Origin of the sequence: Candidatus Infernicultor aquiphilus (genome assembly GCF_002784285.1) — a bacterium.
Taxonomy (GTDB): Bacteria; Atribacterota; Phoenicimicrobiia; order Phoenicimicrobiales; family Phoenicimicrobiaceae; genus Infernicultor; species Infernicultor aquiphilus.
In genome coordinates, this window is sequence record NZ_PFKO01000381.1 from 1 (window position 1) to 8,936 (window position 8,936).

The 8,936-nt window shown below is 31.4% G+C and carries 2 protein-coding genes; both read right to left on the reverse strand.

Going from position 1 to position 8,936, the window contains the following annotated elements:
* The coding region (gene rpoC / locus COZ07_RS10615; protein WP_406608536.1) for a DNA-directed RNA polymerase subunit beta' at nt 1-4,906 on the reverse strand (4,906 nt) is incomplete at its 3' end.
* Nucleotides 4,907-5,138: 232 nt separating this feature from the next.
* Nucleotides 5,139-8,747: a DNA-directed RNA polymerase subunit beta gene (gene rpoB / locus COZ07_RS10620; protein WP_406608537.1), complete on the reverse strand. Its 3,609-nt coding sequence runs from the start codon at nt 8,745-8,747 to the stop codon at nt 5,139-5,141.
* Nucleotides 8,748-8,936: the final 189 nt, after the last annotated feature.

Here is an 8,936-nt window from a genome sequence, read left to right on the forward strand (position 1 = left end):
CTTCTATTCCTCCGTATTTATTTAAACCTGTCCCGGCAGGAATAATATTGCCAATAATAACATTTTCCTTTAAACCATAAAGTTTATCCTCTTTCCCTTTAATAGAAGCATTAGTTAAAACATGGATAGTTCTCTGAAATGATGCAGCAGAAAGAAAGCTTTCGGTAGAAAGAGAAGCTTGAGTAATCCCTTGAATTATAGGCATTCCTACAGCCGGAAACTTCTTTCTTCTAATAAATCCTACATTTTCAATTATATCAAAACAGGTGGCCTTATTATTTGTTCTTACTCTTATTAAATCTAAATGTTTGCTACAAATTTCTGTAGCATCATTCTTGGTTATCTTTTTACCTGCACTTATTATAATTTTACCTGTTTCTGGATCTAAAATATCTAAAGCAGCAATCTTGCCGGCTACTTTATCATAAATAAATTCTAAAGTTCTGCCTTCTAAGGAAAAATATCTTCCATCTTCTAAAGGTAAGTCACTTAATTTAGCTAATAGAACTTTTTTAATTAAATTCTTACTTATTATTTGACCTTTAGCTGCAATAATATTCCCAGTTACTGGATCTTTAATATCTTGAGCAATAGGTTGACCAATAATTTCATCTTTAACCAATTTAATAAGTCCATCTTTTATAGATATCTCCTTAACTTCTTCCCATAACTTTATCTCGTTTACCTTGGCTTTTATTATTTTATCTATCTCCGAAGAAGTAAGTTGTTTGTTCTCACTTAGCAATATTTGGGAATTTTCCGGGTCAATAATATTTTCTGCTATAATTCTCCCTTCCATTTTTTCATAAATATTTGGTCTAATACAACTTATCATTCTAATACCACTATCAGCAATATCTATTGCTGTTTCTTTACTAATAATTTTATTAACATTTATTTTATAATCACCTAAAGTATCTATTTCCATTCCAGCTTTAATATTATCTTTAATTACATCAATTAAAATATTATCAGTTATTCTTTCTATAAAAGAATCTTCTCCTCTAACGATGGCATATTTCTTATTTTCTTGATCTTCAACCATTAAGGTGATAAATTGATTAGTTTCAATTTTAGGTATAATTTTATTAGTGATAATTTCTCCTTTTTTTACTAATACCTCTTCTGTCTTATTATTTATCAATGAGGAGATAGCCTTTTTATTCTCTAATAATTCCCTATTTTGCTTGGCAATTTCTTTGTTTTGTTCTGCTACTTTTCTATTAGCTTTTTCAAAGTCTGATATATATACTAATTCTCCAGATAGTAATTCAGAGTCACGAGCTGATCTAACATAAATCATATTTAAACGAGCAATTTGACGAATTATTGTTTCAATATGTTTATCATTAATATTCACTCCTTGGGATCTATAGACTGCTTGTACTTCCTTTAACAAATATTCTTGAACCGCCTTAATTCCCTGAATTTTTAAAATTTCATGAGGATCAACAAACCCGATAGTTAACCTTTCTCCAGCGCTTACTTTTTGTCCTTTTTCTACTATTAATCTTAAATCAGGAGGAATATTATAGATTTTATTCTTCTCTTCAGTAATAGCTTTATCTTCTTTTGGTATTTCGGGGTTAATTACCACCCTCTTCCTATTATTGTTCTCATTAACAATTTCTTCTACTACTCCATTTATTTCGCTAATTATGGCCTGTTTTTTTGGTCTTCTTACCTCAAAAAGTTGTTCCACCCGAGGAAGACCTAAAGTAATATCTTCTCCAGTTATTTTAACTCCTCCAGTATGAAAAGTTCTTAAGGTCAATTGTGTTCCTGGTTCTCCAATAGATTGAGCTGCAATAACTCCCACGGCTTCACCAATATTTACTAATTTTCCAGTAGCCATATCTTTACCATAACACTTAGCACATACTCCATGTTCCGCTCTACAGGTTAAAACTGACCTAACTTTCACCTCTTTTATTCCCGCTTCAACGATCTTTTTAGTTTGTTCTTCATCTATTTCTTCTCCCAATTTAATTAAAACTTTCTCTGTCTTAGGATCTATTACATCTTCTTGTACTATCCTACCTACTAATCTCTCCTCTAAAGTTTCAATTATATTACCATCTTCTTGAAAAGCCCTGATAATTATTCCATCATTTGTACCACAGTCTTCTTCCCTAATAATTGCATCTTGAGCAACATCGACTAGCCTCCTAGTTAAATATCCTGATTTTGAAGTTCTAAGAGCAGTGTCTGCTAATCCTTTTCGAGCTCCATGGGTAGAAATAAAATATTCTAACACTGATAAACCATCTCTAAAGTTAGATCTAATAGGGAATTCAATAATCTTTCCCGATGGGTCAGCCATTAAACCTCGCATACCAGCTAATTGGCCAATCTGACGTTTACTTCCTCGAGCTCCAGAATCAGCCATAATGTATAAAGGATTAAATTTACTTAAATTTCTCAAAATAGCATCAACAACTTCATTAGCAGCCTTAGTCCAGGCATTTATAATTTTTTGTTCTCTCTCATCATCCATAATTAATCCATAATTATATTGTTCTTGAATTTTATCTACTTCTTTTTCGGCCGCCTCTAATATCTTATTTTTTTCGGAAGGTATTTCTAAATCAACTACTCCTATAGAAATCCCGGAAGAAGTAGCAAAATTAAAGCCTAATTGTTTAATCTTATCTAAACTTTCAACAGTTAATTCTGCTCCATATTTTCGGTAAATAAAAGATATGATCTTTTCTACAGATTTTTTATTTATAGTTAAATTAACAAATTCCATATCATTAGGAAGAACTTCATTAAAAATAATTCTACCAATGGTGGTATCTTTTAAAGAGTTATGTAGTCTATATTTTATTTTGGCGTGTAGACCTACAATTCCATCTTCATAAGCTCTTATTGCTTCATTAGAATTACCAAAAATTTTGCCTTCACCTTTCTCTCCACTTCCCCGCATAGTCAAATAATAACATCCTAAAATTATATCTTGGCTAGGCAAGGCTATGGGTGAACCATTAGCTGGTGAGAGTATATTATTAGAAGAAAGCATTAAAACCTCTGCTTCAGCTTGAGCTTCCTGTGAAAGAGGAACATGAACTGCCATCTGATCACCGTCAAAATCCGCATTAAAAGCTGCACAAACTAAGGGATGGATTTGAATTGCATTTCCTTCTACTAAAACAGGTTTAAAAGCTTGAATTCCTAAACGGTGTAAAGTGGGAGCTCGATTTAGTAAAATAGGATGTTCTTTTATAATATCTTCCAATATACTCCAAACCTCGGGTTTTTCTTTCTCTACTATTTTTTTAGCAGTTTTAATATTATGGGCTAAATCTTGGGTAACTAACTCTCTCATTACATATGGTTTGAACAGTTCCAAGGCCATCTTTTTAGGTAATCCGCATTGGTAAAACTTTAAATTCGGACCTACTACAATTACCGATCTTCCGGAATAATCCACTCTTTTACCTAAAAGATTTTGTCTAAATCTACCTTTCTTCCCTTTTAACATATCACTTAATGACTTAAGGGGTCTATTCCCAGCACCAAGTACCGCCCGTCCTCTTCTTCCATTATCTATTAAAGCATCTACTGCTTCTTGTAACATACGCTTTTCATTTTTGATAATAATCTCCGGTGCTCCTATTTCCAACAATCTTTTTAATCTATTATTTCGATTTATAACTCTTCTATATAAGTCGTTTAAATCTGAAGTAGCAAAGCGCCCTCCTTCTAATTGGACCATAGGTCTTAAATCTGGAGGAATAACTGGTATAACATCTAATATCATCCAGTCGGGTTTATAATTAGATTTTCGAAATGCTTCAACAATCTGTAATCTTTTAATAAATTTTTTCATTTTTTGACCACTGGATTTTTTTAATTCTTCCCGAAGCACTAAAGCTAATTTATCTAAATTCAATTCCTGTAACAACTCCTTAATTGCCTCCGCCCCTATTCCAGCTTTAAATTCAGAATCGTAATGGCTTAAAAGAGTATTTTCTAATTCTAAAATAATTTCTCCTCTTTTATAAGAAGTATTCCCAGGATGTATTACTATATAACAAGACTCTTCAATATTTTGAGTATCTAATTTTGCCTGTAAAGATAAACTTTGTTCTTCTTCTAATCTATTTAAATTACTCTCAGAAATTAGACCATCAATTTTAGTAATTCGATATTTCGCTTCTTTATTTTCTAAAGTCTCTTTTTTAACTTCTTTTTTTTCTTCTACTGTTTCTTCAATTATTTCTTCTGTTTTAATTTCTCCTTCTTCTACAGTGAATAATAACTCTTTTTGATAAAATACTTTGCCAAACTTTTTCTGTAGTTCCTGATCCTCTTCAGCTAAAATTAAATCACCTATTTTATGAGGAAATATTTTAATTTTATTAATATGATAAACTGGCTCAGCTTTCAATTTTTCATTATATTTTTTGTGAATACGATATTCTAGATCTAAAATAATATCTCCTTTTTCTAAACCAGTATTATCGCTTTCAACTACTTCGAATAGCTGTTCTCTCCTTCGGTCTGGGGCAAAGTAGAAAATCTTTTCTAAATTACGAGGAGGTACATCCAAAAGTAAAGATAATGGGCTGGGAATAGCTTTAAAATACCAAACATGGGAAACAGGAGAGGCTAATTCAATATGTCCCATTCTTTCCCTTCTGGTGATAGATTTAGTAATTTCGACTCCGCATCTATCGCAAATTACCCCTTTGTACCTTATTCTTTTATATTTTCCGCAACTACATTCCCAATCTTTAACCGGTCCAAATATTCTTTCACAGAATAAACCATCTTTCTCTGGTTTTAAAGTTCTATAATTTATAGTTTCTGGTTTTTTAACTTCGCCATGAGACCATTTTCTTATTTCCTCTGGTGAGACCAGTCCGATTTTAATGGATTTAAAATTCCCCGAAATTCCCAATATAATTGCCCCCTATTTTAATCGTTAGTAAATAATCGTTAGCTTTAAATATAAAATGCGAATTAGTCGTTAGTGAATAGTCGTTAGTATATAGTATTTTGTTAGTTTGTTTATTAAATTTAATTAATAATCTGTAACTTGAAATCTGATACTTACAACTTATTACTCATTACATATTACTTATTACTGTCTTTATTACTATATACTATATACTATTCACTATTCACTGTTTTTAATTTATTTCTTTCATTAAATTTTCATTAATTTCATCTTTTGAATCGATATCTTCTTTAATCTCTACTTCTTTGTTCTGAGAATCTAAAACTTTTACATCCAAATTTAAACTACGCAATTCTTTAATTAAAACTTTAAATGACTCTGGCATTCCGGGTACAGGGATATTCTCTCCCTTAACAATAGCTTCGTAAGTTTTAATTCTTCCTGTTACATCATCTGACTTTACGGTTAACATTTCCTGAAGATTATAAGCAGCTCCATAGCCTTCTAAAGCCCAAACTTCCATTTCTCCAAATCTTTGTCCTCCAAATTGCGCTTTTCCTCCTAAGGGTTGTTGAGTAACTAAAGAATAGGGGCCAGTAGATCGAGCATGGATTTTATCATCTACTAAATGATTTAACTTCAAAATATAACTATAGCCTACTGTCACTTTTTGGTCGAATGGTCTACCTGTTCTGCCATCAAAAAGAATAGCTTTACCATCTTTAGGTAATTTCGCTTCTATTAAAGCTTGTTTAATTTCTTCTTCTTTTGCTCCATTAAAAATGGGAGTAATAATTCTAAACCCTAAAGTCTTAGCCGCCCAACCCAAATGAACCTCTAAAATTTGTCCTACATTCATTCGAGAAGGTACCCCTAAAGGATTTAATACTATCTCTATGGGAGTACCATCTGCCATAAAAGGCATATCATTTTCCGGTAGAATTTTAGAAATGACTCCCTTGTTCCCATGTCTTCCTGAAATCTTATCCCCTTCTGAAATCTTTCTTTTTTGAGCAATAAAAACCTTTACCAATTTATTTACGCCGGGAGGAGAAAGTTCATCATTATTTTCCCTTGAAAACACTTTCACGTCTATAACTTTCCCCTTTTCACCATGGGGAACACGAAGAGAAGTATCTCTTACTTCCCGAGCTTTTTCTCCAAAAATTGCTCTTAATAATCTCTCCTCAGGTCCTAAATCAGTTTCACCTTTGGGAGTTACTTTTCCTACTAAAATATCACCCGATTCTACCTCTGCTCCAATACGGACAATCCCACTTTCATCTAAATTAGATAAATTACCTTCCCCTATATTAGGTATATCGCAAGTTATTTCTTCTGGTCCTAATTTGGTATCTCGTGCTGCACACTCATGTTCACTAATATGAATGGAGGTAAATATATCTTCCCTAACTAATTTATCACTAATTAAAATAGCATCTTCAAAATTATAACCTTCCCAAGGCATATAAGCTATTAAAATATTTCTCCCTAAAGAGAGACATCCTTGTGAAGTTAAAGGTCCATCGGCAATGATATCACCTTTTTTAACTACTACCCCTTTTTCTACAATAGGTATTTGATTTATACAAGTTCCTTGATTAGAACGTACAAACTTCTTTAATGAATATTCTTTAATAGTATTATTGGAACACTTAATAATTATCTTATCCGCACTTACTTTTTCCACCATTCCATCATCTTTAGAAACAACAACCGCTCCTGAATCAATAGCTACCTTATTCTCCATCCCTGTTCCTACTAAAGGAATTTCAGTCCTTATTATAGGTACAGATTGTCTTTGCATATTAGTGCCCATTAGAGCCCTATTCGCATCATCATGTTCTAAAAAAGGAATTAAACTAGCTGAAATGCTGGCTATTTGTTTTGGAGAGACATCGATAAAATCAATATCTTGAGGAGAACATTCAATAATTTCTCCCCTAAATCGGCAAGGAACATTATCCTGTGATATTTTACTATCTTCATTTATTTTTATATTTATTTGAGCAATTTTATATTTATCTTCTTCGTCAGCAGAGAGGTATGCAATTTCATTAGTTACCTTTCCGTCTATAACTCGAAAATAGGGTGTTTCAATAAATCCTAATTCATTAACCTTTGCATAAATACAAAGTGATCCAATCAATCCAACATTAGGGCCTTCAGGAGTTTCAATTGGACAAATTCTTCCATAATGAGTGTGATGAACATCTCTTACTTCAAAGCCAGCTCTTTCTCTGGTTAAACCTCCTGGACCTAGAGCAGATAGCCTTCTTTTGTGGGTAATTTCAGATAAAGGATTAGTCTGATCCATAAACTGAGAAAGCTGACTACTCCCAAAAAATTGTCTAATAGTAGCTAATAAGGGCCGCGCATTTATCAAGGCTTGAGGAGTAATAGCAGAGACATCAGGTTGGATAGTCATTCGTTCTCGAATCACTCTCTCCATTCTGGTTAATCCAATATAAAATTGATCCTGTAGTAACTCGCCAACTGTCTTTACTCTTCTATTACCTAAATGATCAATGTCATCTATATACCCAATTCCTCTATATAAATTAACTAAATATCTTAAAGAAGCTACAATATCCTCTTTGGTTAACGAATAGCCTTTTTTTACTTTTATTTTTTCTTTATATTCTTTTATTTTATTCAGTAATGCACTATTTAACTCGCTACCTGCCTTACAGATTATTTCTCCGCTTGCTTGATTAATTATATCTTCAACAATAGTCGTATCTATGATCTTTTCATTAATTCCATCACTTAGTTTATCTATAATAGGCATTAAAGATTCGTCTTTTTCGTTAAAAATAGTTACTGTTTCATTTTCGGAATTTAATACTTTTACCTTTTCAATTCCTGCTTTTATTATTATAGAAAATGCTTTCTGGTTAATTCTCTCCTCTGCTTTTATAATTATTTTTTTACTGTCAGGATCAAAAATATCATGAGCAACAGTTTTATTTAATATTCGATCTCCGAAACTTAATTTCCTATTTATCTTATATCTTCCGACTTTGGCTAAATCATATCTTTTAGGATCAAAGAGTAATCTATGAATTAATTGACGGGTATTTCTTTCAGTGGGAGGTTCACTGGGTCTTAATCTCCTAAATATTTCTATTAAAGCTTCTCTTTCGTTAGTTGTATTATCTTTTTCTAAAGTTGCTTTTATAATTTCTTCTTCATCAAAAAGCTCCATAATTTCTCCATTGGTTTCATATCCTAATGCCCTCAATAGAGTAGTTGCTGGAATTTTCCTTCTTTTATCAATCCGAACATAAATCATATTTGAAGAATCAAACCCAAATTCTAACCAAGATCCTCGATTAGGTATAATTTTAAACTTAAATAATATATTACTACTCTCATTTTTTTCTTCATCGAAATAAATTCCAGGAGACCTTATTAATTGATTTACGATTACCCTTTCTGCTCCATTAATAATAAAGCTTCCATTTTCAGTCATAAGGGGTAAATCACCCATAAAGACATCTTGCTCCTTAATTTCACCTGTTTTCTTACTAATTAAATTTATCTTTACTTCTAAAGGAGCAGAATACGTTCCACCTTTCTCCAAACATCCATAATCAGAATCTTTACATTCTCCTAGTGAATAACTAATAAAATCTAAAATAAGATTACCGGTAAAATCTTGAATAGGAAAAATATTTAAGAAAACTTCTTCTAATCCTTGTTTTTTTCTTTTATCAGGTGGAGTGAATCTCTGTAAAAATTCTTCAAAAGACTTTTTTTGTATATCTAACAAATTAGGAATTGGACACAATTCAGGTATTTTGGAATAATCTTTTATTTGACTATATTTATTAAGCACTGCAAAACACCAACCTTATATATTGATTAAATAAATTGATAAATATCATCTTATAATAGACAGAGAAGAAATTCTTTATAAAATCATAAATTTAAATTATGTTTATAAATAAATATCTATCCAACTATATTATTAAAAAATTTTCTCTCATAAAAAAAGATAGAAATTGCTTTAAACAAAATAAATTAT